Annotated in this window: 1 protein-coding gene; it reads left to right on the top strand. The window is 69.8% G+C overall.

Annotation, left to right across the window (positions count from 1 at the left end; all coding sequences use genetic code 11):
- Window positions 1-113: 113 nt before the first annotated feature.
- Window positions 114-1379: an ISL3 family transposase gene (locus ACWD5Q_RS35500; RefSeq protein WP_451431189.1), complete on the top strand. Its 1266-nt coding sequence runs from the start codon at window positions 114-116 to the stop codon at window positions 1377-1379.
- The last annotated feature ends 23 nt before the right edge of the window (window positions 1380-1402 follow it).

Below are 1402 nucleotides of genomic sequence, written 5' to 3'. Positions count from 1 at the left end.
GGCTCTCCTGCCGCATGCGTGGGTGCCCTGACCAGCCCTGATACGGGAAACACGCCGTCTCCTGCCATCCTTTGAGTTCTCTAGGCTCAAGTTGGATCAAGCAGGAAAACGGCGTGTCCCTCTTCAGGATATGGAAGCGGACCCTGACGGCGGAGAACACCGTGGTCGAGGGCGTCCGGATCGATGAGAACGAACAGTGTGTGGTCGTGTCGGTACGGCCCGATGCCCGCCGTCGGCAGCGGTGCGGGAGCTGCCGCCGTCCGGCCGCCCGGTACGACCATGGCCGGGGCCGACGCCGGTGGCGCGACCTGGACCACGGCGTGATCCGGGTCTTCCTGGAGGCCGACGCACCGCGGGTGGCCTGCCGCGAGCACGGGGTAACAGCCGCCGCTGTGCCCTGGGCCCGCCACGGCGCCGGGCACACCCACGCCTTCGACCAGCAGACCGCCTGGATGGCCGCCGAATGCTCCAAGACCGCGACGGCCCAGCTGATGCGTACCTCCTGGCGCACGGTCGGCAACATCGTCGAGCGGTTCGTCGCCGACCGCGACCGGCACACCGACCGGCTGAACGGGCTGCGACGCATCGGGATAGACGAGATCAGCCACCGCAAAGGGCAGAAGTACATGACCGTGGTCGTCTGCCACGACAGCGGGAAGGTGGTGTGGATGGCCGACGGCCACGGCAAGAGCGTGCTGCACGCCTTCTTCGACGCCCTCGGCGCCGAACGCGCCGGGCAGCTGACCCATATCAGCGCCGACGGCGCGCTGTGGATCGCCGAGGTCCTGGCCGAGCGCGCCCCGGCCTCGTTGCGGGTGATGGACCCCTTCCACGTGGTCGCCTGGGTCACCGAGGCCCTGGACACCGAGCGCCGCGCGTCCTGGAACCGGGCCCGCCGGGAACTGGGCGACGCCGAGCGGGCGCGGGCCTTGAAGGACTCCCGCTTCGCGCTGTGGAAGAACGAGGCCGACCTCACCGACCGCCAGGCCGCCAAGCTCACCTGGATCGCCGCCACCGACCCCCGCCTGCACCGCGCCTGGCGACTGAAGGAAGCCCTGCGCGCCGTATTTACCCTCGCCCGCACCCGGCCCCGGGCCGCCCTGAAAGCCCTGGACCGCTGGATCAGCTGGGCCCGCCGCTGCCGCATCGACGCCTTCGTCGACCTCCAGCGCAGGATCCGCCGGCACTACGACGCCATCCGCGCCACCCTGACCACCGGCATGTCCAACGGACTGATCGAGTCCACCAACACCAAGACCCGACTGATCATCCGCCGCGGCTTCGGCTTCCACTCAGCCGAAGCCATCATCGCCCTCGTCATGCTCACCCTCGCCGGAGACAAGCCCACCCTCCCCGGCCGCCAACCCACCACAGAATGACCCACACATCAGGCAGGAGAGCC

This window comes from Streptomyces sp. NPDC002513 (genome assembly GCF_053595355.1).
This window is presented reverse-complemented; position numbering and strand designations above follow the sequence as displayed.